Raw genomic sequence first — 24343 nt, 5'->3', positions numbered from 1 at the left:
TTCCGGCCGGAATGCCAGATTCCCGCAGATGGTCCGGTCGCGATGTACGGACATAGTGCGGTTCGGGGGTCACCCGTTATCCGATTTTGACATGACCGGCGCCCTGAATGGTCCAGTCCGAATGGCAAGATGCCGTCATCACACGAGGTCGCGACACTCGAAGGCGTGTGCTCTCGTCGACCTGAGGAATGAAGGCAGCGCTGCCGAACCGATCGGCAGCCGCCCCGCCCATCGGCAACTCCACCCATCCGCCGGAGGAACCCACCATGACCGCAAGCTCCACCCGTCGTACGACCGTCGCGCGCACCAGGACAGCCGCGGTAGGTGCGATCGCGGTCGCTGGCGCCCTGCTTCTCACCGGCTGCGGTGACCAGACGGACAGCGGCGGCAGCAGCAACGAGTCGGCGTCGTCCAGCAAGGCCCCGCTGTTCGACAAGCTGCCCGCGAAGATCCAGAAGGCCGGTGTCATCAAGGTCGGCACCAACGCCGAGTACGCCCCCATGGAGTACCAGGAGGGCGGCAAGATCGTCGGCGTCGACCCCGACATCGCCGCCGCGCTGGGCAAGCAGCTGGGCGTGGAGTTCCAGTTCACCTCGGGCTCCTTCGACGGCCTGATCAGCTCCCTGAACTCCGGGCGCTACGACGTCGCCATGTCCTCCATCACGGACACCAAGGCGCGCCAGGAAGGTCTGGACGACAAGGGCAAGAAGCTCGGCCCGGGTGTCGACTTCGTCGACTACTTCACGGCCGGCACCGCCATCTACGTCCAGAAGGGCAACCCGAAGAAGATCGGCTCGATCGAGGACCTCTGCGGCCAGAAGGTCGCCGTGCAGCGCGGCACGACCTACGAGCAGGCCCTGCAGAAGCAGTCCAAGGCGTGCACCGAGGCCGGCAAGAAGAAGATGACGATCGAGTCGTTCGACAACGACACCGAGGCCCAGACCCGGGTCAAGTCGGGCGGCGCGGTCGCGGGCGTCAACGACTACCCGGTCGCCGTCGACCTCGCCCGCAAGGCCGATGGCGGCAACGCCTTCGAGGTCGTCGGCGAGCAGGTGGACGCCGGTCCGTTCGGCATCGCCGTGAACAAGGAGAACAAGGAGCTCACGAGCGCCCTGGAGGCGGCCGTGAACGCCATCATCCAGGACGGCACGTACAAGAAGGTCCTGGACAAGTGGGGCGCCCAGACCGGCGCCGTCGACAAGTCCGTTGTCAATGGCGGCAAGTGACGGACCCCGTACCACTGAAGGGCAGTCACGGTGACTGACAAGATCGACAAGGGGCCGGCGGACACACCGCCCCGAACCTCCCCCGCCCCCGAGACCATCAAGGCCATCCCGGTCCGCCACTACGGCCGCTACGTCAGCGCGGTCGTCGTGCTGGCGCTGGTGGCCCTGCTGGTCAACGCGTTCGCCACCGCCGAGAAGATCCAGTGGAGCGCGGTCGGCGACAAACTGTTCGACTCCACGGTCCTCGCCGGTGCCGGCCGCACCCTGCTGATCAGCGTCCTCGCGATGATCGTGGGCGTGGTCCTCGGCGTCGTGCTGGCCGTGATGCGGCTCTCCAAGAACCCGGTGACGAGCTGGGTGGCCTGGTTCTACATCTGGTTCTTCCGCGGAACCCCCGTCTACGTCCAGCTGCTGCTGTGGTTCAACCTGGCGCTGATCTTCCCGATGCTGAATCTCGGTCCGATCTACAAGGACGAGATGACGGACGTGATGACCCCGTTCATGTGCGCCCTGCTGGGCCTCGGCCTCAACGAGGCCGCGTACATGGCGGAGATCTGCCGCGCCGGTCTGATGGCCGTCGACGAGGGCCAGACGGAGGCCGCGCACGCGCTCGGCATGAGCCACGGCAAGACCCTGCGCCGGATCGTGATCCCGCAGGCGATGCGGGTGATCGTGCCGCCCACCGGCAACGAGTTCATCAACATGCTGAAGACCTCGTCGCTGGTGTACGCGGTGACGTACAACGAACTGCTGCGCGCCACCTCGACGATCGGCTCGACCTCGTACGCCGTGATGGAGATGCTGTTCGTGGCGTCCATCTGGTACCTGGTCATGACCAGCGTGTTCAGCGTCTTCCAGTACTACCTGGAGCGCCGTTTCGCCCGCGGTTCGTCCCGGAGCCTGCCGCCGACGCCGTGGCAGAAGATCAGGGTCAACATGATGGCCTTCAGCCGCGAAAGGGGCGTGTGACATGACCGCCATGGTGAAGGCCGAGGCCGTGCACAAGTCCTTCGGCCTGGTGCAGGTCCTCAAGGGCATCGACCTGGAAGTGAAGACCGGCGAGGTCTTCTGCCTCATCGGCCCCTCGGGCTCCGGCAAGTCGACCTTCCTCAGGTGCATCAACCACCTGGAGAAGGTCAACGCCGGCCGGCTCTACGTCGACGGCGAGCTGGTCGGCTACCGCGAGAAGGGCGACAAGCTGTACGAGCTCAAGGACAGCGAGGTCGCGCTGCAGCGCCGGGACATCGGCATGGTGTTCCAGCGGTTCAACCTGTTCCCGCACATGACGGCCGTCGAGAACGTCATGGAGGCGCCGGTCCAGGTCAAGGGCACCAGCCGGGCCCAGGCCCGGGAGCGCGCGCGGGAGCTGCTGGAGAAGGTGGGCCTGGCCGACAAGGCAGGGGCCTACCCCGCCCAGCTCTCCGGCGGCCAGCAGCAGCGGGTGGCCATCGCCCGGGCGCTGGCGATGGACCCGAAGCTGATGCTCTTCGACGAGCCGACTTCCGCCCTGGACCCGGAGCTGGTCGGTGACGTCCTCGACGTCATGCGCGACCTCGCCGAGTCCGGCATGACGATGGTCGTCGTCACCCACGAGATGGGCTTCGCCCGCGAGGTCGGCGACAGCCTGGTCTTCATGGACGGCGGCGTGGTCGTCGAGTCCGGCGACCCCCGCGAGGTCCTGACGAACCCTCAGCACGAGCGCACCCAGGCGTTCTTGTCGAAGGTCCTCTAGCAGTACGGCATCGAAGGGGCGGTACGGGATTCCCGTACCGCCCCTTTCGCATGGCCGCAGGGCGCCTACTTGAGCGCGAGCAGCAGCGTGTCCGAGGGCGAGCACCACACCGGCCGGGCCTCCCCGAAGCCCTTCTCGCGCAGCACGCGTGCGTGCCACGCCGCGGACGGCGTGTCCCCGTCGGCGTGCTCGCCGTAGATCTCGAAGCGGCGCGCCGTCGGTCCGGCGAGGACGGGGTCCTCGGCGGCGACCTGCCACCACTCGGCCCAGTCGAGGGCGCCGTCGCGCTTGGCCCGGTCCATGTGCGCGTGGCGTTGCGCGCGTTCGGCCGCGTTGATGCGGGGTGTGGTCTCGTCGATCATGTGGTCGGCGTTCATGAAGACACCGCCGTCCCGGACGAGTTGGGCGATCTGCCCGTAGAGGGCCGCGAGGGGTTCGCTGTGCAGCCAGTGCAGGGCCGTGGCGGTCAGGACGGCGTCGTAGGAGTCGTACGGCAGCTTCGACGGCCAGTCGGAGTCCTTGAGGTCGGCCGTCACGAGAGTCACCCGCTCGTCGTCCGCGAACGTGCCCTCGGCGATGGCGAGGAGCGCCGGGTCGAGGTCGAGGCCGGTACTGGTGGCCTCCGGGAACCGGGCGAGCAGCCTGGCCGTGATACTTCCCGTGCCGCACGCGAGGTCGAGTACGCGTGGCCGGGGTCCGACGAGGGCCTCGACCATGTCGAGCATGACCCGGAACCGCTCCTCGCGGTCCGGCATGTACCACTCCTGCTGCCGGTCCCAGCTCTCCTGCCAGGCCTGCCAGTCGGTGCCGACACCAGTCGTCATGGGAGCCCCCTGTCCGCTCACTGTCGTAATACCCTGGAAGCACGATCAGCTGTTACCCGACCGTGCCACGACGATAGAACGCCTCCGTAAGGACTACAAGTGGAACTGGCCTATTACTCGGACTACGCCGTGCGTCTGGTCAACAGCGAGGACCCGGCCCGCGGCAAGGACTCCCTGACCTCGGTGGAGGCCGTCCGCGACCTGTTCGGCGGCAACGGCACGGGCGCCCGCCGGGCCACCGATTCCGACGTCACCCGGTTCCGTTCGGTGCGGGGCCGGCTGCGGTCGGTCTTCGAGGCGGCGGACCAGGGCGACGAGACGCTCGCGGTGGACCTGCTGAACTCGCTCCTGCTGGAGTTCCCGGTGAGCCCGCAGATCTCCGGGCACGACTTCCGCGACGACGACGGCCGCCCGCTGTGGCACATGCACCTGGCGGACCATCCGTCCAACGCCACCGCCGGGTACGCGGCGATCGCGGCGATGGGCCTGGCGTTCCACCTCACCGAGTACGGCGTGGACCGGCTCGGCCTGTGCGAGGCCGCGCCCTGCCGCAACGCCTACCTCGACACCTCGACGAACCGCTCCCGGCGCTACTGCTCCGACCGCTGCGCCACCCGCGCCAACGTGGCCGCCTACCGGGCCCGCAAACGCCTGGAGGCCGACCGGTCGGGGAAGACGGGCCGCACGGCGGACAGCGCCCAGCGCGCGGCGGCCAGCGGCGAACGCTGACCCGGCTTGAGGGGCCGGTAACGCAACCGGGCCTTCCCCAGGACGAGTTCCTCCGGGACGACGCCGTAGTCCGTGCTGTCGCCGCCTGCGAACGCGTTGTCCCCGAGCACCCACCAGCCGCCCTCGCGCCGCTCGACGGCTCGCTTGACGACGAGCAGGTCCTGCTGGAACGGATGCCGCAGGACCACGATGTCGCCGGGGACGATCCTGGCCCCCCAGTGCACGACCAGCTGGTCGCCGTGCTGGAGCGTGGGCACCATCGACGGCCCGGTCACCTCGGCCACCCCCACGAAGGGCAGCAACGACCTCTCCCGCTCGGTCTCCTGCGACAGCTCCGGCATCCCCGGCACCTCCCCGGTACGTTCATCCACCAGTCTCAGTCTGACCCCGGACTTTTGTCCTAAGCCCATGGGGGCACCCGCGAATTCGGCTCTCCCAGGGAGTAATGTCGCACCTGAGAAGACGATCACGAGGAAGGAATGCTCCATGCTTTCCCGCCTGTTTGCCCCCAAGGTCAAGGTCAGCGCACACTGCGACCTGCCCTGCGGTGTGTACGACCCGGCCCAGGCCCGCATCGAGGCGGAGTCGGTGAAGGCCGTGCAGGAGAAGATGGCCGCCAACGACGACCCGCACTTCCAGTCGCGTGCCACGGTCATCAAGGAGCAGCGCGCCGAGCTCGCGAAGCACCACGTTTCCGTGCTCTGGAGCGACTACTTCAAGCCCCCGCACTTCGAGAAGTACCCGGAGCTGCACCAGCTGGTCAACGACACCCTCAAGGCCCTCTCGGCCGCCAAGGCGTCGACCGACCCGGCCACCGGTCAGAAGGCTCTGGACTACATCGCCCAGATCGACAAGATCTTCTGGGAGACCAAGAAGGCCTGACTCCCGGGTCTGCAAACGTGTGGAAGGGGCTCGGCCGGCTGCTACCGGCCGAGCCCCTTCTGCGTAGGACGTAAGACGTCAGCTCAGGACGAGCAGCACGGCCAAGGCGACGAGCAGAGAGTCGATGCGGTCCAGCAGGCCGCCGGAGCCGGGCAGCCAGTGACCGGCGTCCTTGACCCGCGCACCTCTCTTGATCATGGATTCCAGCAGGTCACCGGCGGGTCCGCCGATCAGCACCGCGACCGCCATGGGCCCGCTCACGGCGGACAGCGCGGCAAGCACGCCGAGCCCGGCTGCGGCACCGGCCAGAGTCCCGCTCCACCGCTTGGCCGGCGACAGCGGCGACAACCGCGGCCCGCCCAGCCGTCGCCCGGCGAAGTACGCCGTGATGTCGGCGACCGAGACCGCCACGAACAACGCCAGCCCGCTCGCCCCGAGCGGCACCAGCGCGGCGAGCACGCTCAGCCAGGCCAGCCCGAGCAGCCCGGCGGAGAGCCGGCGCAGACCATGGTCGGCGTCGCCGCTCACCAACGGCACCGCGGCCACCGCCAGCGCCCCGACCGCCAGCGCCCGCAGCACCTCTCCGGGCGCCAGCCAGACGGTCAGCACCACGCCCGCCACGGCCGCGGCCAGCACCGCACGGTCCACCCGGCCCAGCTGCATCAGGCCGCCGAACTCCAGCACCGCGATCACGCCGACCACGACGGCGACGGCCGCGACACCCGGCTCGCCCCACCAGAACGCCCCGGTGACCAGCGGCACCCCGACCGCCCAGGCGCACCACCGGACCATCAGCTCGCGGCGCCGGGAGGCGGCCACCGCGACGCCGCCCAGGGCCAGCGCCCCACCGAGCCAGGGCGCCAGTGAGGCGACGGTGATCATCGACCGGTGCTCGTGGCGAGAGCCGGCCGCAGCACGTCCAGAGCGGCCCGGCAGGCCGCCACGATGCGCGCGTTCTCGGCGGTGTCGCGGACCGCGATGCGCACGGTGCGCCCCTCGTAGCAGGGCGACAACGGCGACAGGTCGCGCAGGTACACGCCGTGGCGGCGGCACTCGGCCACCAGTTGCGCGGCACTCGGCCCGCCGGGCGGCAGGGTGACCGAGAGGAAGTTCGCCACCGACTCCTCGACCGTCACGTCCGGCGCCGCCCCGGCCAGGTCCGCGGCCAGTCCCCGGCGCAGGACGTGCGTGGCGAGCCAGCGGTCGCGGTAGTACTCCGGGTCGCGCAGCGCCGCCACGGCGGCCAGCTGGGCCGGGAGACCGACCGGCCAGGGCGGGGTCCAGCGGCGCAGTTCCGCCGCCGTGACCGGTTCGGCCACCGCGTACGCGGCCCGCACACCGGACAGCGCGTACATCTTCGACAGCGAGGTGCAGACGGTCACCCGCGGGTCGGTAGCAGCGAGCCCGGCGAGTGACTCGTCCGGGCCGACGTAGCCCAGGTACGCCTCGTCGATCCACCAGTGCGTACGGTCCGGCGCGGCCTCGATCAGCGCGCGCAGCGCGGACGCCGGCGCGTGCCGCCCGGTCGGGTTGTTCGGGTTGACGACCACCACGAGGTCGTAGCGGCCGGAGTGGACGGCCGCGGACAGCCGGTCCGGATCGATCCGCCAGCCCTCCTCACGGCGCAGCGGGAACCGGTCCACCCGGCATCCGATCACCCGCTCCGTGACATGCGCGTACTCGCCGTAGCAGGGGTCGGTCAGCAGCACCCGGCTCTCGGGGGTCAGCCGGCGGCCGAACGCCCGGAAGATCAGGTCGGACGAACCGGCGCCCACCGCCAGCGCGGCCGGCGGCAGTCGACGGGCCGCGGCGATCTCCGCCGACAGGCCTTCGGCGCCGGACGGCGGCGAGGTACGGGCGATCCAGTCCGGGTCGTCCGCGAGGGCCGCCCGCACTCCGGGGGCAGGCGGGAACCAGGCGTCCAGCACATCGGCCATGACGATGTCGTGACGCCGGTGCAGGGTGCGGAAGTCCGTGCCGATGGCGGTGAACGAGGCACCGCCGTGCTCGCAGCCGTCCGGCCGGGGCGCGAACGGCATGTCCAGCCGCCAGTCCACCACGGACCGCAGCCGCTCCAGCGCGCTGCCGTACCGCTCCTGCGCCCGCCTCGTCAGTTCGGGCACACCGCCGGTCAGCACCTCGAACGTCACCGCCCCGCTGCGGACCGTACGGCCGACCGGGCGCAGGCCGACGGCCCGGTACATGTCGAGCACCTCGGTACGCCCCATCGCGAGCACCCGGCGCCCGCCGCGGGAGGCGATCCAGCGCAGCGCCGCGTACATCAGCAGGGGTGCCGCCGAGGTGGTGCGCCAGCGCGGCTCGACGGTGAGGATGCGCACCTCGAACACGTCGTGGCCGGCCGCCGTGGGCAGTTCCTCGCGGGTCAGGTACTTGTCCAGTCCGAACCGGCCCAGCCAGGGAGGAGTCAGGCTGACGAAGCCGATGCGGGTCGTTCCGCGCGCCGCGACGAGGTAGACGTTGTCGCCGTCGAGACCGTCGCTCAGCCGCCCGGCCGGATCCGGTGGGTGCTGGCCCAACTCCTCGGCGTACACCCGGTGGCGCAGCTCGTGGATCCAGTCGAGATCCTCCGACGTGGCTGAGCGCAGTTGCAGGTCGCGAACCATGGGCACCTCTTTCGACGCGGCTGGCTCGCATCATCGAAAACCCGCGCCGCCCCCGCCAGAGCCGAGCACCGCCCCCGGCCTGAGTACGGGTACTCAGGCGCGGTACCTCCCTCTGTGCTCCGTGCGATGCTGGCGTGATGGTGAGCATCGAGGATCTGGTGCGGCTGCGGCAGGCGCGGGACCGGATGGACCGTGAGTACACCGAGCCGCTCGACGTGACCGCGCTCGCCCGCACCGCGCTGATGTCACCGGGCCACTTCCAGCGCAGCTTCCGCGCGGAGTTCGGTGAGACGCCGTACGGCTATCTCATGACCCGGCGCATCGAGCGCGCGAAGGCGCTGCTGCGGCGGGGCGACCTGTCCGTCACCGAGGTCTGCATGGCCGTGGGGTGTACCTCCCTCGGCTCCTTCAGCTCGCGCTTCACGGAGCTGGTGGGCGAGGCGCCGAGCGCCTATCGCGCCCGCTCCCACGAGGAGGTCGCCGGGATCCCGCCGTGCGTGGTCCGCAGGCACACCCGGCCCCGGCGGGCCTAACGTGAATCCATGGACATCACACTGAAGAACTGCTTCATCGCCGTCGACGACCACGACAAGGCGATCGCGTTCTACCGGGACGTCCTCGGCATGGAGGTGCGGGGCGACGTCGGGTACGAGGGCATGCGCTGGGTGACGGTCGGCTCGCCGCTCCAGCCGGACGTGGACATCGTCCTGGAGCCGCCCGCCGCGGATCCGGACGCGTCACCCGCGGACAAGGAGGCGATGGCACGGCTGCTGGCCAAGGGGTTGCTGCGGGGCGTCAACTTCACCACCACCGACTGCGACGCGTTGTTCGCCCGGGTACGGGAGTCGGGCGCGGAGGTGATCCAGGAACCGACGGACATGCCGTACGGGGTGCGGGACTGTGCGTTCAGGGATCCGGCGGGGAACATGCTGCGGTTCATGGAGGCGCCGAAGTAGCAACACTTACGATCACCGCATGACTACCCGCTGGACGTACGCCTTCGTTGACCGGCCCGTGGCGCGCTTCGCTCAGGCCTGCGACTTCTGGACCGTCGCCACCGGCACGCGGTTGTCCGAACCCCGGGGTGAGCGGCGGGAGTTCGTGACCCTCGTGCCGCTCGACGGGGCCGACGCCTGCGTCAAGGCCCAGGCCGTCGCCTCCGGGCCGGGCGGTGCCCATCTCGACTTCTGCGTCGACGACGTACGGAAGTTCGCGAAGGCCGCGCAGACGCTCGGCGCGCAGGTGGTCGCCGACCAGGGCACGTTGGTCGTGCTCCGCTCTCCCGCGGGCCAGTTGTTCTGCGCCGATCCCTGGCGCGGTCAGTCGACCCGCCCGCCGGTGGTCCACGGCACCCGTCTCGACCAGGTCTGCCTGGACACCCCGCCTTCCCTCCACGACGCCGAAGTCGCCTTCTGGGCCGCCCTGTTGCCCGACTGGGAGTCGGTGTCCGGCTCGCTCCCCGAGTTCCATGTGCTCAGGCCGCCGGCCGGCCTCCCGGTCCGCATCCTCCTCCAGCGCCTCGACGAGGAGCGCCCCGCCACCGCCCATCTGGACCTGGCCTGCGCGGACATCGGGGCGACGCGGGCGGAACACGAGCGCCTGGGCGCCGAGTTCGTCGCCGAGGGCAGGCACTGGACGGTGATGAGGGATCCGGCAGGCGGCACCTACTGCCTGACGGGCCGGGACCCGGAGACCGGCGGGCTGCCTAGCGGGTCCTGAGGAAGCAGAGGGTCCGGCCCTGCGCGTCGGGCGTGGAGCGGGAGCACGCCGTCTCCCACCCTTGCGGAAGCGAGGGGGTGGGACTCGCTTCCTGCCATACGTACGGCCCCGGCGGCTCCGTCGAGTCCCGCAGCCAGAGCGTGACCCCGCCCGCGACGACCACGAGAACCGCCCACACCAGCAGGGCCCAGCGCCATGGGCGACGGCGTCCGCTCACCCCCACGGCTCCACGTCGACGACCGCGTCCACCGGAATCGGCCCGTAGACGTGCGGGAACTCCTCGGCGCCGGGCTCGGGGGCCTCGTACTTCAGGGGTACGTCGAGCCGGGCGGGGTCGATGACGAGGAGCACGAGGTCCGGCACACCGGCGAAGAACCGCGCGGCCGTGGCCGGAAGCTGCTCGCGCGTCGAGCAGTGGATGAACCCCTCCTCCTGGAGGGTGCGACCGCGCGTGGAGATCTCGTACGTGCCCCGGGCCCGGGCCTCCTCCCAGAGGGAGCGTTCGGTCAGGTGCACGATGAGGTTCGTTGGGGACATGCCGTCACGTTAAGGCCTCAGCCGGGCCGCCCGCCCCTGCAAGTAGCGCTGCTCGGGCAGGCTCAGGGTCTTCGCCGCCGCCGACTCGTACGCGGCACGCGCCGCCTCGAGCGAACCGGCCCGCTCCAGCAGGTGCGCGCGAACCGCGTCCAGCCGGTGCCCCAACTCGTCGTCCAAGCCTTCGAGTTCCGCGAGCCCCGCCTCCGGGCCACGCACCATCGCGACCGCGACCGCCCGGTTCAGCCGCTCCACGGGCCCCGGAACGAGCCGTACGAGAACGTCGTAGAGCCCGAGGATCTCCCGCCAGTCGGTCGCCTCCGGCGAGGGCGCCTCGTCGTGTACGGCGGCGATGGCCGCGCGGATCTGGTAGGGCCCGGCACGGTGGCGGGCCAGCGCCCGGGTGACCAGGGCGACGCCCTCCTCGATCGCGGCCTTGTCCCAGCGGGTGCGGTCCTGTTCGTCGAGGGGGACCAGGTCGCCGTCCGGGCCGGTGCGGGCCTCGCGGCGGGCGTCGGTGAGGAGCATCAGGGCGAGCAGACCGGCGATCTCGCAGTCCTCGGGGAGGAGCCGGTGGACCGTGCGGGTCAGGCGGATCGCCTCGCCGGCGAGGTCGCGCCGCTGCAGGGCCGGTCCGGAGGTCGCCGTATGGCCCTCGTTGAAGATCAGGTAGAGGGTGTGCAGGACGGCGGGGAGCCGTTCCTCCCAGTGGTCGGGCCGCCCGAAACCGACGCCCCGCACCTTCTGCTTGGCCCGGCTGATCCGCTGGGCCATGGTCGCCTCGGGGACGAGATACGCCCGGGCGATCTCCGCCGTGGTCAGACCGCCGACCGCGCGCAGGGTGAGCGCGATCTGCGCGGACGCGGTGAGCTGCGGATGGCAGCACAGGAACAGCAGGGACAGGGTGTCGTCCGCGCGCGGCGCCCGGTCGGTGACGGCCGTGTCGCGCACGCTGAGCGCCGCCACCCGCTCCTCCCGGGCCCGCCGCGCCTCCTCGGCGCGCAGGGTGTCGGTCAGCCGCCGCGAGGCCACCTTGATGAGCCACCCGCGCGGATTGCCCGGCACCCCCGACGCCGGCCACTGCCCGGCCGCGGCGAGCAGTGCCTCCTGTACGGCGTCCTCGGCGGCGTCGAAATGGCCGTACCGCCTGACCAGCGCGCCGAGGACCTGCGGCGCGTGCAGGCGCAGCAGGTCCTCGGTCTCGCTCGTCGGCCGCACGGTCCTCAGATGTCCCCGGCGCCGTCCAGGATGGGCCGGATCACCACCGGGTACTCGGGGGCGCCGGCGGGCTGCGGGCACTGGGCGATGCGCTCGGCGATCTCCGTGACGCGCTCCAGGCTCTCGCACTCCAGGACCCAGTAGCCGCACAGCAGCTCCTTGGTCTCGCTGTAGGGCCCGTCGGTGATCACGGCCTTGCCGTCCGCGTCCCGGCTGACGTGCCGGACCTTCGCGGGCTCGGCGAGGCCCTGGGCGTCGAGCATCTCGCCGGTGTCGGACAGGTCGTCGTTGATGGCGCTCATGAAGGCGTACATCGTCTGGATCTCCTGCTCGCTCCAGACCGGGGAGTGCTCGGAGCCCTTGCCGCGCATGGCCTCGTAGTCGGCCTGTGTTCCCTGCACCATGACCAGGTACTTCATGATTCCGCTCCTTCGGCTTCGGTCGGTCCGGCCACCCGGTGGGGGCGACTCTCACCGGGGACGTCGGAGCCGGGGACGGATTCTCGACACGGGTTCAGGAACTTTTTTCCGCGGGTGCGCCGCCGTGGTCCCCGTCGGGCTCGGCGGCATGGTCGGCGCTCGCCTCGCACTCGGGGTTGTGGCACGGGCCGCCCGTCCACACGGGGACCCACGCACCGAGCGTCTTGTGACGCCGTACGACTGTCTCGACAGGCTGTCCGCAAACGGGACAGACTCGTTCGTCGCTGCCCATGCCTTCAGGGTAGGACGAGGGGGGCGCCGGCGCCTGCCGCTGTCGGTCTCTGTGTCTTTCGGCTGGGGGGGCCGGGCTGGGCGCGGGGCCGGGGACTCGGGACTGGGGCGCGGGGACCGGGGAGCTGTCCTGTCGTCCCGATGACCCGGTCAGGGGGTGCGGGAGCAGCCCAGGCATCCCGACACCCTGGCACCCCCGCACCCCGGCAAGAGGGCAAGAGGGCAAGAGGGCACGGAGAACTGCCGAGGCATCCCGCCGTCCCGGTCAGAGGGCGCTGGGCCGCATTGGATCTGCGGCTGCCGCTGCGTGGGCGCGACCGGCGTTCACGCGGCCGCAGCCCCGAGACGCCCCCTCCGGCACTACCGTGAAGCGCGCGGTTCGCGCCACATCGGCCACATCATGGGTCCGTCAGGCAGCTGGAGCGGCCGCTCCACCAGCTCGAACCCGAGCCGCTCGTACAACCCGCGGCTCCGCGTACTGCTCGCCTCCAGGTAGGCCGGCACCCCCTCCCGGTCACACCGCTCCAGAACCGACCCCATGAGCGCGGCCCCGAGCCCCTCCCCCTGCCGTCCGGGAGCCACGCCGATCATCCACAGGTACTCATGAGCCCGCCCGGCCGGATGCACCTCGGCCGTGAGCCGCCCGATCAGCTCGATGCGCTCGTTGTCCGGGTCGAGAGCCTCCCGCAGCGCGGCGAACTCGTCCTCGCCGTCATGCTCGTCGCCGCCGTCCGCCGGGACGGGCAACCACAACGCGCACGCGCTCCCGTCCTCCGTGACATCCACCCGCCCCTCGGCCATCACGATGTCCACGAACGCGGCCATCAACCGGGGATGCGTCGCACGGCGGTCTTGCTCCTCCGGAAAAATCCACCCGCTGACCGGATCGTCGTGGAAAGCCGAGTCCAACAGCCACGTCACCCGCTCGCGATCGCTTCCGTCGGCCGTCCGTATCGCCACGCCCATGGCCCACCCCTTCAACTCAACCACCGTTGGTCACAAGGGGGTTGAGACTATCCGGTGAGCATGCGGAACGGGCCCCGCACACCGTGGGGATGTGCGGGACCCTCAGGACCGCGCGGTGCCGGGCGCCCCGGAGTCCTCAGGCGCTGCGCCGGGTCACGAACTCCGCGAGGGAGAGCAGTCCGCCCGCCGCCTCCGGATCGGGTACCGCACGGGCCAACTGCCCCATCGCCCGGGCCATCCGGTCGGCCGCCTGCGCCTGCGCCCAGTCGCGACCGCCCGCCGCCTCGACCGCGAGGGCCGTACGCGCCAGGTCCTGACCGGCGTACGGCGCCGCGTACAGCTCGGCCAGTTCGGCGGCCGCGGCCGTGCCCGAGGTGAGCGCGGCCACCACCGGGAGGGACTTCTTGCGGGCGGCGAGGTCCGCGCCGGCCGGTTTGCCGGTGCGGCTCGGGTCGCCCCATATGCCGATCACGTCGTCGATGAGCTGGAAGGCGAGCCCCGCCTCCCGGCCGAACGCGTCCATCGCCCCGACGTCCTCGGCGGACGCGCCCGCGTACAGCGCGCCGAGCGCACAGGCACAGCCCAGCAGCGCGCCCGTCTTGGCCTCGGCCATCACGAGCACCTGGTCGAGGGTGACCTCGCCGGGACCGAGTTCCTGCATGGCGGTGTCCTCGTACTGGCCCTCGCACAGCTCGACGACACAGTCCGCGAGCCGGGCCGCGGCCGCTCCCGCCGCGGGGTGCGGGTCCTCGGCCAGCAGCCGCAGCGCCAGCGCCTGGAGGGCGTCCCCGGCCAGGATCGCGGCGGCGTCGCCGAACACGGTCCACGCGGTGGGGCGGTGCCGACGGGTGGTGTCGCGGTCCATCACGTCGTCGTGCAGCAGCGTGAAGTTGTGGATCAGCTCCACCGCCACGGCCGCCCGGACGGCCGCCGCCCGCGCCCGGTCCCCACCGAGAGCGGCGGCCGCCGTGAGCACGAGTGCGGGCCGTATCGCCTTGCCCGCGTTGCCCGCCGCGGGGGTGCCGTCGGCGTGCTCCCAGCCGAAGTGGTAGAGCCCGACCCTGCGCAGGGAACCGGGCAACGACTCCAGCGCGGACCGCAACGCGGGGTCGACCGAGGCCCGGGCCCGCTCCAGAATCACTCCGGCCTCGTGACCATCGAGCGGATGCGGCTCGGGTGGGTCGCCGGGGCCATGGAGCGGGCGCGCCTCCCCGGCCGGTGCTCCCACGCCGGTCCACCCGGTGGCGGGCGCCGCAGTCCCCCCGGTGGCCGACGCCCGCACCTCCGCTCTCCCGACGGCCCGTGCCGCTGCTCCCCCAACGGCCCGTACCCCCGTACCCCCGACGGCCGGCACCTCCGTCCCCCCAGCAGCCCGAGCCTCCATCCCCCCGCTGCCCGGCGCCCGCCCCTCCGCCCCCTCTGTCGCCACCGCCTGGGTACCCGTCGTGAACTCGGCCATGGAACCCCCCTCGGTCAGGCCGCGGACGGTGGTGCTTCCGCTGTGGGCGGGCGCGCTCCTGCGAGGTGTCTCCACCCCGGTGAGCGGCCGGGGTGTCCCCGCCGGGGTCGGCGGGGACACCGCTCCCGGGCGCAGGAACGTCACCTCCAGCGGCCGATCTCGACGTTCTCCAGGACCCCGAGCGCGTCCGGCACCAGCACAGCGGCCGAGTAGTAGGCCGTCACCAGGTACTTGATGATCGACTGTTCGTTGATGCCCATGAACCGCACCGACAGGCTCGGCTCGATCTCGTCCGGGATCCCGGCCTGCTGGAGGCCGATGACGCCCTGGTCGGCCTCACCGGTACGCATGGCGATGATCGACGTGGTCCGCTCCGAGGTGACCGGGATCTTGTTGCACGGGTAGATCGGCACCCCGCGCCAGGTGGGGATGCGGTTGCCGCCCACGTCGATGGTCTCGGGGACCAGTCCTCGCTTGTTGAGCTCACGGCCGATCGCGGAGATCGCGCGCGGGTGGGCGAGCAGCAGCTTGGTGCCCCGGCGGCGGCTGAGCAGTTCGTCGAGGTCGTCGGGGCTGGGCACGCCGTCGTGCGGCTGGAGCCGCTGGTCGTACTCGCAGTTGTTCAGCAGCCCGAACTCACGGTTGTTGACGAGCTCGTGCTCCTGGCGCTCCTTGAGCGCCTCGACGGTCAGCCGGATCTGCTGTTCCGTCTGGTTCATCGGCTGGTTGTAGAGGTCGGCCACCCGCGTGTGGATGCGCAGGACGGTCTGGGCGATGCTGAGTTCGTACTCGCGGGGCCGGGCGTCGTAGTCGACGAAGGTGTGCGGGATGTCGGGCTCGCCCTCGTGGCCCGCCGCGAGGTCGATCTCCTTCTCGCCGTACTTGTTGGTGCGCTGCGAGGGGATCGCCCGCTGTTCTTGCAGGTGCTCGCGCAGGGCTTCGGAGCGCTCCGCCACCTGGTCGACGTCCTGGCGGCGCAGCACGAGGACCGTGCAGACGGTGGCCGCGCGGGCGGTGTACTCCCAGATGGCGTCCGGGTCGAGGAGCGCCTGGTCGCCGAAGTAGGCGCCGTCGGCGAGGACTCCGAGCACGGCGTCGTCGCCGTAGGGGCCGGTGCCGACCTTCTCCACCCTGCCGTGGGCCAGCAGATACACCTCGTCGGCCTGGGCGCCGAACGAGGCGATCACCGAGCCCTGGGTGAACTCCCGCTGTTCACAGCGCTGGGCGAGCTCGGAAAGCACCTCGTCGTCCTCGTACGACCTGAGCGCCGGCAGCTCGCGCAGCTCGTCGGGGATCACCTCGACGCGGTCCCCGGTCTTCACAAAGGTCACCCGGCCGTCGCCCACGGCGTAGCTCAGGCGTCGGTTCACCCGGTACGTACCGCCCTGTACGTTCACCCAGGGCAGCATGCGCAGCAGCCAGCGCGAGCTGATCTCCTGCATCTGGGGTGCGGACTTGGTGGTGGTGGCCAGGTTCCGCGCGGCCGCTGTGCCGAGGCTCTGCTGCGGCCTGTCCTGCTCGGTGCGGACCTCTTCGCCTACCGACATAAGGAATTGCCCTCCCGGTACATGCCCGGACGCGATGTACGCCCGGGCATCGATGTGCAGGAGCAAGCTTTCCTCACGGAGCGTGCCGGTGCTATTACCCGAAAGAGCGGGAATGGATCACCGCGAGGTTGGGCATATGCGCGGTTCCTATCCCCTGACGTCCAGTCAATTCCACTTTCTTGAGCGGAATTTGGCTGTCCGAATCGGCTCGCACCTTGTGCGGTCCAGGAGTCGGATTCCGCCGCTTTCGGTACAAGCACCAGGAGGACCGGCCGCATTCGGCGGCCGGCACGCAGCGCGAAGGAGGCAGCCATGGCCTCACCCATGTCCGCAGGCAGATTCCTGGCCGTCCTGCGGGCGGAGGGCGCCACCGTCGTCGAGGTCGGCGACTGGGAGCACCACAACCGCAACCACGTCGGCGCCTGGGGACCGGTGCACGGCGTGATGATCCACCACACGGTGACCAAGGGCAGCGCAGCGACGGTGGAGCTGTGCCGCAAGGGTTACACCGACCTGCCGGGGCCCCTGTGTCACGGCGTCATCACCAAGAACGGCACTGTCCATCTCGTCGGCTACGGCCGCGCCAACCACGCCGGTCTCGGCGACGACGACGTCCTGCGCGCGGTGATCGCGGAGACGGCCCTCCCCGCCGACAACGAGGCCAACACCGACGGCAACCGCCACTTCTACGGCTTCGAGTGCGAGAACCTCGGCGACGGCGAGGATCCCTGGCCGGCCGCCCAGCTGACGGCCATCGAGCGGGTCTCCGCGGCGGTGTGCCGCCACCACGGCTGGACGGAACGGTCGGTCATCGGCCACCTGGAGTGGCAGCCGGGCAAGGTGGATCCGCGGGGCTTCACGATGGCCTCGATGCGGGGCCGGATCCGGGAGCGCCTGAACTGACCGCGCAGGTCACAATGGGGGCGTGACCGGTCTCGACACCCTGCGCCCCCGCCTCCCCTCGCCCCTGCAGGAGCTGTCGGACCCCCGCTTCGCCCGGCGTGGCGTGCGCCTTCTCCTCAAGCGCGACGACCTGATCCACCCCGAGCTGATCGGCAACAAGTGGCGCAAGCTCGCGCCGAACCTCACCGCGGCGGCCGGCCGTACGCTCCTCACCTTCGGCGGCGCGTACTCCAACCACCTGCGCGCCACGGCCGCCGCGGGCCGCCTGCTGGCCCTGCCCACGGTCGGGGTGGTCCGCGGTGAGGAACTCGCCGACCGTCCTCTGAACCCCTCCCTGGCCCGGTGCGCGGCCGACGGCATGCGACTGCACTTCGTCGACCGGGCGACGTACCGCCGCAAGACCGAACCGGACATCCTCGCGCGCGTGCTGCGCGCGGCGGACGCCGAGGACGCGTACGTCGTCCCGGAGGGCGGCAGCAACCCCCTCGCCGTACGAGGATGCCAGGCGCTGGGTGAGGAGCTGTCGGGGCGGGCCGATGTCGTCGCGATCGCCTGCGGCACCGGCGGCACCCTCGCAGGCCTGGCGGCCGGGCTGGCCCCGGACCAGCGCTGCCTGGGCGTCCCGGTCCTCAAGGGCGGCTTCCTGCCCGCCGACATAGAGGCTCTGCAACGCCGTGCCTTCGGTGCCCGACGGGGCGACTGGACGCTCGACGACCGCTTCCACTTCGGCGGCTACGCGCGTACACCCCCCGAACTCGACACCTTCGCCGAGGACTTCGAGCACCGTCACGGTGTCCCCGTGGAACGTCTCTATGTCGCCAAGTTGCTCTACGGACTTGTCACCCTCACCGAAGAGGGTGCCTTCCCGCGCGGGACGAGGCTGGCAGCCGTGGTCACCGGCCGCCCCTTCCCCTGACGCCCACTCGGCCGGTCCGGCCGGCTCTACTCGGCGGCCTCCCGGTACGCCGCGGCCTCCTCCAGGTCCAGCCTGCGAAGCAGTGTCCGCAGCATCTCGTCGTCGATGTAGCGGTGGTCCCGCAGTTTGACGAACACCGCGCGCTCGGCGCCGATCATCTCGCGGGACAGCCGGCGGTAGGTGTCGTCGACGGTCTCGCCGGTGAGGGGGTTGGACTGGCCGAGGCGTTCCCAGACGGCGTTGCGGCGGCGCTCCAGAACCATGCGCAGGCGGTCGGCGAGGGGCGGCGGGAGGGCGTTGTACTCGTCGGCGAGGAGTTCGTCCAGGCGGCGCTCGGCGGCCCGCGAGGCCTGCGCCTGGGCGTTGGCCTCGGCGAGGGTCTCGGCCTGCTGGTCGCGGCCGGGGAGCTTGAGCATGCGGATCAGCGGGGGCAGGGTGACGCCCTGGACGACGAGGGTGCCGATGACCGTCGTGAAGGTCAGGAAGAGGATCAGGTTGCGGCCCTCGAACGGCTCGCCGTCGTGCAGGTGCTCCGGAATCGAGAAGGCGATCGCCAGCGAGACCACGCCCCGCATCCCGGCCCAGGCGATGACGAAGGGCGCCTTCCAGGTGGGGTTGTCCTCACGCGCGCGGATCCGCGCGGACACGATGCGCGGCAGGAAGGTGGCCGGATAGACCCACACGAACCTCGACGCCACGACCACGAGGAAGACGGCAATGGCGTACCAGGCGGCGGGGCCGCCCTCGTACTCCCCGAGGCCCCTGAGCACGACGGGCAGTTGCAGCCCGATGAGGGCGAACACCGACGACTCCAGGACGAAGGCGACCATTTTCCAGACGGCGTCCTCCTGGAGGCGTGTCGCGAAGTCCACCTCCCACGCGCGGTGTCCGAGGAAGAGGGCCACCACGACCACCGCGAGCACCCCGGACGCGTGGAACTGCTCGGCCGCCGCGTAGGCGACGAACGGGATCAGCAGGGAGAGCGTGTTCTGCAGCAGCGGCTCCTTGAGGTGCGTGCGCAGCCAGTGGATCGGCACCATCAGCACCAGTCCGACCACGACACCGCCGACCGCCGCGAGCAGGAACTCGCCGATACCGCCGGCCCAGGTGGCGCCCTCGCCGATCGCGGCCGCGAGCGCGACCCGGTAGGCGGTGATCGCGGTGGCGTCGTTCACCAGGGACTCGCCCTGGAGGATGGTCGTGATCCGGGAGGGCAGCCCCACGCGGCGTGCCACCGCCGTCGCCGCGACCGCGTCCGGCGGCGCCACCACCGCGCCCAGCACGAGCGCCCCGGTCAGCGAGAGGCCCGGCACCAGCTGGTACGCCGCCCAGCCGACGAACAAGGTCGCGAAGAGCACGTATCCCACCGACAGCAGCGCCACGGGCCGCATCTGTGCCCTGAGGTCGAGGTAGGAACTGTCGGTGGCCGCGGAGTGCAGCAGCGGCGGCAGGATGATGGGCAGGACGACGTCCGGGTCGAGCGTGTACTCGGGGACCCCGGGAACGTACGAGATCAGCAGGCCGGCCGCGACCAGCAGCAGCGGCGCGGGAATCGGGGTGCGCCGGGCGGCCGCGGCGATCGCCGCGCTCCCCGCCACCAGCAACAGCAGTGGCATCACGTCCATGGCCCTCGCCCGCCCTCGCTCATCGTCGTGCGCCCGCCCTCTTTTTCCGCGCGGCCGCCCTCGCCGCCGTCGTAACCTGGCAATCATGAAACAGTGCACGCACGCCGACGCGCTGCCGCACCCCGAGCCCGAGCCGCTCAGCGAGACGTGCCCGGAGTGTCTGAGGGACGGTACCCACCCGGTACAACTACGTCTGTGCCTGTCCTGCGGTCACGTCGGCTGCTGCGACTCCTCGCCGGGACAACACGCGACGAAGCACCACAAGGACTCCGACCACCCGGTCATGCGGACCTACGAACCCGGTGAGAACTGGCGTTGGTGCTTCGTGGACCACGTGCTTGTGTGACCCTGGACCTTCGGGTTCCAGGACGGTTCGACCGTCTGACGTCTGGGTACGTCAACCCGGCGCGCGTTCTTCCCAATTGGAGCCGCAAACCCCTAGACACGGAGCGTGTCCACAGTTTTACTGTGAGTGACGGCAAGGGGGTGGGGTCCCGGGGACAGGAAAGTCGAGAGCGCGGTAGCGTCACCGCTGAACCACACGTCGCGTTACTCCGGGGGGCGACCCTCGGCCCCCGTAAAGCTTGTACCACCTTGGAGGTGAGGGTGTCCCAGATCGCAGGCGAGCCCGCGACCCAGGACTTCGTGGAAGTCCGGCTGCCGGCCGCGGGTGCCTACCTGTCGGTGCTGCGGACGGCCACGGCCGGCCTCGCAGCCCGTTTGGACTTCACCCTCGACGAGATCGAGGACCTGCGCATCGCGGTGGACGAGGCCTGCGCGATCCTGCTCCAGCAGGCCGTGCCCGGCTCGGTGCTCAGCTGTGTCTTCCGACTCGTCGACGACTCGCTGGAGGTCACCGTCTCCGCCCCGACCACGGACGGTCACGCACCGTCACGGGACACGTTCGCCTGGACCGTCCTCTCGGCCCTCGCTGGCAAGGTCTCGTCGGCCGTGGACGAGGACAAGACCGTTTCGATCAGCCTCTACAAACAGCGCGGCGCGGGACCCGGGCCGGCGTGAGGAACGGGGACGGGCCGGTGCGGGACGAAGAGCGCGGCACACGGGAGCTGCCGGCCGAGGACGGACACCGTCCTCCCTGCCCGAGTGGCGCCGACAGCCTGGGTGACGACGGCTCCGGCGGTGCCCGCCGCATGGCGGACGGCATCGACGGCATCCCCGAGCAGGCCCGGCCGCATCCGGAGGAAGACGTCGTCGACACGACGGCGACCGGCCTCCTGGACGACGGGCAGCGAGAGCGGAAAGGTGCCGTGCAGGGTGCGCCTCCGGCAGGGCGGGACGGGATCCTCCCGGTGCCGACGGAGGCAAGGGCTCGTGGAAGGGCGACGGGCGGGACGATGAGCGAGCACGAGCGAAACGCAGAGGACGGCGCGACGGGCGCGAACAACACGCCGGTCCCGCGGCACGACCCACAGGACCGCAGCGGGGCGCGAGCCCTGTTCATCGAGCTGCGCGCGCTGAAGGACGGCAGCCCGGAGTACGCGGAGCTGCGCAACCAGCTGGTCCGGATGCACCTGCCGCTCGTCGAGCACCTCGCGCGCCGCTTCCGCAACCGCGGCGAGCCGCTCGACGACCTGACCCAGGTCGCCACCATCGGCCTGATCAAGTCGGTCGACCGCTTCGACCCGGACCGCGGGGTGGAGTTCTCGACCTACGCGACCCCCACGGTCGTCGGCGAGATCAAGCGCCACTTCCGTGACAAGGGCTGGGCGGTCCGGGTGCCCCGGCGCCTGCAGGAACTGCGCCTGGCCCTGACGACGGCCACGGCGGAGCTCTCCCAGCAGCACGGCCGCTCCCCCACGGTGCACGAGCTGGCCGAGAAGCTGGCCATCTCGGAGGAGGAGGTCCTGGAGGGTCTGGAGTCCGCCAACGCGTACTCCACGCTGTCCCTGGACGTCCCCGACACGGACGACGAGTCGCCGGCGGTGGCGGACACCCTCGGCGCGGAGGACGAGGCGCTGGAGGGCGTCGAGTACCGGGAGTCGCTCAAGCCGCTGCTCGAGGATCTCCCCCCGCGCGAGAAGCGCATCCTTCTCCTGCGCTTCTTCGGCAACATGACCCAGTCGCAGATCGCGCAGGAGGTCGGCATCTCCCAGATGCACGTCTCCCGCCTGCTGGCCCGCACCCTGGCCCAGCTCCGGGAGAAGCTGCTGGTGGAGGAGTAGGCCACCGGCCTGCCCGGCCCTGCGAACCAGGCCCGGGGCCGATCACCGTCTCGTCCGGCCCCGGACCGTCACCGCAGTTCTGCTGTCCCTACGGCCGCTTACCCGCAACCGCGGTCGCCACACCTGGGACCAGCGCAACGTCCGGTCCACCGACACCGCACCCGGCACTCAGGCGGAACAGCCCCGCTCGCCGAAGCCGGCCCTACGGCTACTGCTTGCCGTCCTGCGCCCGGCCCGGTCCCCTGATCCCGAGCGCCTGGGTCGTGGCCGGGTTGATCAACAGGACCAGCGCGGCCACCGCGACGACCGCGAGGGCGATGCCCGCCGGGATCGCCACACTGTCGGCCTGGAGCAGGTTGTAGGCAACGGGCAGCGCCATGATCTGGGTGATGACGGCCGGGCCCCGGCTCCAGCTGCGCCGGCCGAGCAACCCGCGCGCGGCGAGGAGCGGCAGAAGTGCGAGGACGATCAGCGTGACGCCCCCGGTGACCGCCGACTGCCGGTCGTCCGGGTCACCGACCAGACCCTCCACGAGCATCCAGACGCCTCCGACGACAAGCGCGAGCCCTTCCAGGCCGGCCAGGGCGGCGGCGTACGTCAGGCGCCGCGGGCGCGGACCGGCGGTTTCGGAGGACGAAGGGGTGGCGGGGGTCTGCTCGCTGCTCACTCCTGAAGAGTAGCCCTCACCTCGTAAGCCCCCATGAGTGAGGCGCGGGCAACGCACACCGCCGCGCGGGGGTTGCCCCACGCCCCCGTGGCAAGGTTCACGCTCCGAAGTCTTACGTGATCCCTACCTCGACCTGTGCCCGGTACCACCCAGTAGGTACGCTGCAACCCATGCGTGCACTTCTCGTGGTCAATCCGGCGGCAACCACCACAAGCGCACGTACGCGCGATGTACTGATCCACGCGCTCGCGAGCGAGATGAAACTGGAAGCGGTCACCACCGAGTACCGCGGCCATGCGCGCGACCTGGGCCGCCAGGCGGCGGAGAGCAAGGACATCGACCTGGTCGTGGCCCTCGGCGGCGACGGCACCGTCAACGAGGTCGTCAACGGCCTCCTGCACGCCGGCCCCGACCCCGAGCGCCTCCCCGGCCTCGCCGTGGTCCCCGGCGGCTCCACCAACGTCTTCGCCCGCGCCCTCGGTCTGCCCAACGACGCCGTCGAGGCCACCGGCGCCCTCCTGGACGCCCTGCGCGAGGGCAGCGAGCGGACGGTCGGCCTGGGGCTGACCGCGGGGACGCCCGGCACCGAGGACGAAGCCGTGCCGGAACGCTGGTTCACCTTCAACGCGGGGCTCGGATTCGACGCCGGTGTGGTCGGCCGGGTCGAGCAGCAGCGGGAGCGCGGCAGGAAATCCACCCACGCTCTCTACGTCCGCCAGGCACTGCGCCAGTTCTTCGGCGAGGCGCACCGCCGGCACGGCACGATCACCGTGGAACGTCCGGATGCGGAGTCGGTGACCGATCTGGTCCTTTCCATAGTCTCGAACACCTCTCCGTGGACCTTCCTGGGCAATCACCCGATGTACGCGTCGCCTAAGGCCTCGTTCGATAAAGGCCTCGACGTACTCGGTCTCAGCCGTATGACGACGACCGCGATCGCCCGATATGGCACCCAGTTGCTCACTTCGTCCCCCGAGCGCGGCCCCCATGGCAAGCACGCCGTGTCCTTGCACGACCTGGACCGCTTCACCTTGCATTCGAAGGTGCCCCTACCCCTCCAGATGGACGGCGACCACCTCGGGCTGCGTACGAGCGTGACGTTCACAGGCGTACGCCGTGCACTGCGTGTGATTGTGTGAGCAGAAGAGGCTAAACTCCTTTCACTCGAACGTTTAGGCCAGGGTCCACCCCATGGAAGTACGGCTGTGACCTAGTCGACACCGAGGAATCAAAAAAAACTTTCCAGAAGGGGTTGTATCCGCCGCTGAGGTTTGCGAGTCTCTACGTGGCGGTCGGGACAGCCCGCAGCACCGGCGTCCACAGGCCACCGGAACCCCTCTTCAATCCACAGGACCACGCCGGGGAAGACTCGGTGGACGGCCCTTCACTTGTTGAGGGATTCGTGAAAGCGTTCACATTCACAAGCAACTTGCACGTAATACCAAGGAGAGGTAGCAGCCATGGACTGGCGTCACAACGCCGTTTGCCGCGAGGAAGACCCCGAGCTCTTCTTCCCCATCGGCAACACCGGTCCTGCGCTGCTGCAGATCGAGGAAGCCAAGGCCGTCTGCCGTCGCTGCCCCGTTATGGATCAGTGTCTGCAGTGGGCGCTCGAGTCCGGCCAGGACTCCGGCGTCTGGGGTGGTCTCAGCGAGGACGAGCGTCGCGCCATGAAGCGCCGTGCCGCCCGCAACCGGGCCCGTCAGGCTTCTGCCTGACACCCGCCCCTAAAACAGCCTGAGCTTGGCGGCGCGTACACCGCGTACGCTTCTCCCGCCCCCGAGCCGCAGCGCGCAGTACCCCCGATGCGCAGCAAACGCTGGCAACGAGCATGTGAGCCCCGGACCCCTGAACGGTCCGGGGCTTTTTGCTGTGCCTG

28 protein-coding genes are annotated in these 24343 nt (G+C 70.8%); 15 read left to right on the top strand and 13 right to left on the bottom strand.

Annotated features, from left to right (window positions below; genetic code table 11):
• Positions 1–266: 266 nt before the first annotated feature.
• From ACZ39I_RS14365 to ACZ39I_RS14355, 3 genes are read left to right on the top strand one after another with little or no spacing between them, the layout of a single operon-like run.
• Positions 267–1226 carry an ABC transporter substrate-binding protein gene (locus ACZ39I_RS14365; RefSeq protein WP_467244748.1) on the top strand — a complete coding sequence of 320 codons (960 nt, stop codon included), beginning with the start codon at positions 267–269 and terminating at the stop codon, positions 1224–1226.
• Between the two features lie 30 nt (positions 1227–1256).
• Complete coding sequence (locus tag ACZ39I_RS14360) at positions 1257–2195, top strand: amino acid ABC transporter permease (RefSeq protein ID WP_467244747.1); 939 nt, start codon at positions 1257–1259, stop codon at positions 2193–2195.
• Between the two features lies 1 nt (position 2196).
• Positions 2197–2958, top strand: coding sequence for an amino acid ABC transporter ATP-binding protein (locus tag ACZ39I_RS14355; RefSeq protein ID WP_467244746.1), 762 nt, complete (start codon positions 2197–2199; stop codon positions 2956–2958).
• A 65-nt stretch (positions 2959–3023) separates the two neighbouring features.
• Here ACZ39I_RS14355 and ACZ39I_RS14350 read toward each other — a convergent pair whose 3' ends face one another.
• Positions 3024–3782 carry a class I SAM-dependent methyltransferase gene (locus ACZ39I_RS14350; RefSeq protein WP_467244745.1) on the bottom strand — a complete coding sequence of 253 codons (759 nt, stop codon included), beginning with the start codon at positions 3780–3782 and terminating at the stop codon, positions 3024–3026.
• 99 nt (positions 3783–3881) lie between these two features.
• Between ACZ39I_RS14350 and ACZ39I_RS14345 the strand changes: the two genes are divergently transcribed.
• Complete coding sequence (locus ACZ39I_RS14345; protein WP_467244744.1) at positions 3882–4511, top strand: CGNR zinc finger domain-containing protein; 630 nt, start codon at positions 3882–3884, stop codon at positions 4509–4511.
• Here the strand turns inward: ACZ39I_RS14345 and sodX are convergent.
• A complete protein-coding gene (gene sodX, locus ACZ39I_RS14340) occupies positions 4415–4852 on the bottom strand; it encodes a nickel-type superoxide dismutase maturation protease (RefSeq protein WP_352390381.1) in 438 nt (145 codons plus the stop codon). The two genes, ACZ39I_RS14345 and sodX, sit on opposite strands and share 97 nt — an antisense overlap.
• A gap of 145 nt (positions 4853–4997) precedes the next feature.
• Between sodX and sodN the strand changes: the two genes are divergently transcribed.
• Positions 4998–5393, top strand: coding sequence for a superoxide dismutase, Ni (sodN, locus tag ACZ39I_RS14335; protein ID WP_351729542.1), 396 nt, complete (start codon positions 4998–5000; stop codon positions 5391–5393).
• Between the two features lie 78 nt (positions 5394–5471).
• Here sodN and ACZ39I_RS14330 read toward each other — a convergent pair whose 3' ends face one another.
• Together ACZ39I_RS14330 and ACZ39I_RS14325 are read right to left on the bottom strand one after the other, a co-directional pair.
• Entirely contained in the window at positions 5472–6275 is an 804-nt protein-coding gene (locus ACZ39I_RS14330; protein ID WP_467244743.1) for a phosphatidate cytidylyltransferase, read from the bottom strand.
• Entirely contained in the window at positions 6272–8017 is a 1746-nt protein-coding gene (locus ACZ39I_RS14325; RefSeq protein ID WP_467244742.1) for an aminotransferase class I/II-fold pyridoxal phosphate-dependent enzyme, read from the bottom strand. Before ACZ39I_RS14325 ends, ACZ39I_RS14330 begins: the two co-directional genes overlap by 4 nt.
• Positions 8018–8154: 137 nt before the next feature.
• On the opposite strand from ACZ39I_RS14325, the gene ACZ39I_RS14320 reads away from it, so the two are divergent.
• Genes ACZ39I_RS14320 through ACZ39I_RS14310 form a run of 3 tightly spaced genes read left to right on the top strand, consistent with a single transcriptional unit; the run spans position 8155 to position 9736 of the window.
• The gene (locus ACZ39I_RS14320; RefSeq protein ID WP_467244741.1) at positions 8155–8550 is read left to right on the top strand and encodes a helix-turn-helix transcriptional regulator; all 396 of its coding nucleotides are present in this window, start codon (positions 8155–8157) and stop codon (positions 8548–8550) included.
• A gap of 9 nt (positions 8551–8559) precedes the next feature.
• Positions 8560–8973 (top strand): VOC family protein, encoded by a 414-nt coding sequence (locus ACZ39I_RS14315; RefSeq protein WP_467244740.1) that lies wholly within the window; start codon positions 8560–8562, stop codon positions 8971–8973.
• A 19-nt stretch (positions 8974–8992) separates the two neighbouring features.
• Positions 8993–9736 (top strand): VOC family protein, encoded by a 744-nt coding sequence (locus ACZ39I_RS14310; RefSeq protein WP_467244739.1) that lies wholly within the window; start codon positions 8993–8995, stop codon positions 9734–9736.
• Here the strand turns inward: ACZ39I_RS14310 and ACZ39I_RS14305 are convergent.
• The 7 genes from ACZ39I_RS14305 to ACZ39I_RS14275 all read right to left on the bottom strand — a co-directional run bounded on the left by ACZ39I_RS14305 (position 9723) and on the right by ACZ39I_RS14275 (position 16170).
• Positions 9723–9953 carry a hypothetical protein gene (locus ACZ39I_RS14305; protein ID WP_467244738.1) on the bottom strand — a complete coding sequence of 77 codons (231 nt, stop codon included), beginning with the start codon at positions 9951–9953 and terminating at the stop codon, positions 9723–9725. The two genes, ACZ39I_RS14310 and ACZ39I_RS14305, sit on opposite strands and share 14 nt — an antisense overlap.
• The gene (locus tag ACZ39I_RS14300) at positions 9950–10273 is read right to left on the bottom strand and encodes a DUF952 domain-containing protein (protein ID WP_467244737.1); all 324 of its coding nucleotides are present in this window, start codon (positions 10271–10273) and stop codon (positions 9950–9952) included. The genes ACZ39I_RS14305 and ACZ39I_RS14300 overlap by 4 nt, the downstream gene beginning before the upstream one ends.
• A 9-nt stretch (positions 10274–10282) precedes the next feature.
• Positions 10283–11488 carry an RNA polymerase sigma factor gene (locus tag ACZ39I_RS14295; RefSeq protein WP_467244736.1) on the bottom strand — a complete coding sequence of 402 codons (1206 nt, stop codon included), beginning with the start codon at positions 11486–11488 and terminating at the stop codon, positions 10283–10285.
• A gap of 5 nt (positions 11489–11493) precedes the next feature.
• Complete coding sequence (locus tag ACZ39I_RS14290; RefSeq protein ID WP_467244735.1) at positions 11494–11907, bottom strand: YciI family protein; 414 nt, start codon at positions 11905–11907, stop codon at positions 11494–11496.
• Between the two features lie 651 nt (positions 11908–12558).
• Positions 12559–13164: a GNAT family N-acetyltransferase gene (locus ACZ39I_RS14285; RefSeq protein ID WP_467244734.1), complete on the bottom strand. Its 606-nt coding sequence runs from the start codon at positions 13162–13164 to the stop codon at positions 12559–12561.
• Between the two features lie 136 nt (positions 13165–13300).
• Positions 13301–14392, bottom strand: coding sequence for a family 2 encapsulin nanocompartment cargo protein polyprenyl transferase (locus ACZ39I_RS14280; RefSeq protein ID WP_467244733.1), 1092 nt, complete (start codon positions 14390–14392; stop codon positions 13301–13303).
• A gap of 371 nt (positions 14393–14763) precedes the next feature.
• A complete protein-coding gene (locus ACZ39I_RS14275; RefSeq protein ID WP_467244732.1) occupies positions 14764–16170 on the bottom strand; it encodes a family 2B encapsulin nanocompartment shell protein in 1407 nt (468 codons plus the stop codon).
• Between the two features lie 312 nt (positions 16171–16482).
• On the opposite strand from ACZ39I_RS14275, the gene ACZ39I_RS14270 reads away from it, so the two are divergent.
• Both ACZ39I_RS14270 and ACZ39I_RS14265 read left to right on the top strand, forming a co-directional pair.
• Complete coding sequence (locus tag ACZ39I_RS14270) at positions 16483–17073, top strand: N-acetylmuramoyl-L-alanine amidase (protein ID WP_467244731.1); 591 nt, start codon at positions 16483–16485, stop codon at positions 17071–17073.
• Between the two features lie 22 nt (positions 17074–17095).
• Entirely contained in the window at positions 17096–17989 is an 894-nt protein-coding gene (locus ACZ39I_RS14265) for a 1-aminocyclopropane-1-carboxylate deaminase/D-cysteine desulfhydrase (RefSeq protein ID WP_467244730.1), read from the top strand.
• Positions 17990–18015: 26 nt separating this feature from the next.
• On the opposite strand, the gene ACZ39I_RS14260 is transcribed toward ACZ39I_RS14265, so the two are convergent.
• Positions 18016–19614, bottom strand: a complete 1599-nt coding sequence (locus ACZ39I_RS14260) for a Na+/H+ antiporter (protein WP_467244729.1) — start codon at positions 19612–19614, stop codon at positions 18016–18018.
• Positions 19615–19699: 85 nt separating this feature from the next.
• On the opposite strand from ACZ39I_RS14260, the gene ACZ39I_RS14255 reads away from it, so the two are divergent.
• From ACZ39I_RS14255 to ACZ39I_RS14245, 3 genes are all read left to right on the top strand, one after another.
• Complete coding sequence (locus ACZ39I_RS14255) at positions 19700–19960, top strand: UBP-type zinc finger domain-containing protein (RefSeq protein WP_352390227.1); 261 nt, start codon at positions 19700–19702, stop codon at positions 19958–19960.
• A 260-nt stretch (positions 19961–20220) separates the two neighbouring features.
• Positions 20221–20634, top strand: a complete 414-nt coding sequence (locus ACZ39I_RS14250) for an ATP-binding protein (RefSeq protein ID WP_004925829.1) — start codon at positions 20221–20223, stop codon at positions 20632–20634.
• A gap of 17 nt (positions 20635–20651) precedes the next feature.
• Positions 20652–21797 carry an RNA polymerase sigma factor SigF gene (locus ACZ39I_RS14245; RefSeq protein ID WP_467244728.1) on the top strand — a complete coding sequence of 382 codons (1146 nt, stop codon included), beginning with the start codon at positions 20652–20654 and terminating at the stop codon, positions 21795–21797.
• A gap of 208 nt (positions 21798–22005) precedes the next feature.
• On the opposite strand, the gene ACZ39I_RS14240 is transcribed toward ACZ39I_RS14245, so the two are convergent.
• Positions 22006–22464, bottom strand: a complete 459-nt coding sequence (locus ACZ39I_RS14240; RefSeq protein WP_467244727.1) for a hypothetical protein — start codon at positions 22462–22464, stop codon at positions 22006–22008.
• A gap of 170 nt (positions 22465–22634) precedes the next feature.
• On the opposite strand from ACZ39I_RS14240, the gene ACZ39I_RS14235 reads away from it, so the two are divergent.
• The gene (locus ACZ39I_RS14235) at positions 22635–23603 is read left to right on the top strand and encodes a diacylglycerol/lipid kinase family protein (protein WP_467244726.1); all 969 of its coding nucleotides are present in this window, start codon (positions 22635–22637) and stop codon (positions 23601–23603) included.
• Positions 23604–23924: 321 nt separating this feature from the next.
• Positions 23925–24182, top strand: a complete 258-nt coding sequence (locus ACZ39I_RS14230) for a WhiB family transcriptional regulator (RefSeq protein ID WP_006142322.1) — start codon at positions 23925–23927, stop codon at positions 24180–24182.
• Positions 24183–24343: the final 161 nt, after the last annotated feature.

The sequence above is a fragment of the Streptomyces sp. NPDC024687 genome (assembly GCF_055559055.1).
The sequence above is the reverse complement of the archived record's forward strand: the minus strand, read 5'-3'. Positions and strand labels throughout refer to the sequence as shown.